At 44.7% G+C, this 351-nt stretch carries 2 tRNA genes; both read left to right on the forward strand.

The features are described 5' to 3' along the window. The first annotated feature begins 7 nt into the window (after positions 1 to 7). Positions 8 to 84 (forward strand) — tRNA-Met (locus H4J66_RS05165). Between the two features lie 150 nt (positions 85 to 234). Further along, positions 235 to 311: transfer RNA gene (locus H4J66_RS05170), tRNA-Met, on the forward strand. The last annotated feature ends 40 nt before the right edge of the window (positions 312 to 351 follow it).

The raw sequence follows: 351 nt of genomic DNA on the forward strand, positions 1-351 counted from the left end.
ATTCGGACGCGGGATGGAGCAGTCTGGTAGCTCGTCGGGCTCATAACCCGAAGGTCGTCAGTTCAAATCTGGCTCCCGCAACCAACTTAAGATATAAGTATAAAATCAGGTCGTCAGTTCACTTTCGAAAGATATGGGCTCCGATAACCAACTTTAACTCAAGTATAAAGAGCTAATTCTTAAGTTTGAATCAAAACAACTTGGCTTTCCTAAGAAGTTATTAGGACATTCGGACGCGGGATGGAGCAGTCTGGTAGCTCGTCGGGCTCATAACCCGAAGGTCGTCAGTTCAAATCTGGCTCCCGCAACCAACTTAAGATATAAGTATAAAATCAGGTCGTCAGTTCACTT

It is taken from the genome of Colwellia sp. MB3u-55 (assembly GCF_014076785.1).
GTDB lineage: Bacteria > Pseudomonadota > Gammaproteobacteria > Enterobacterales > Alteromonadaceae > Colwellia_A.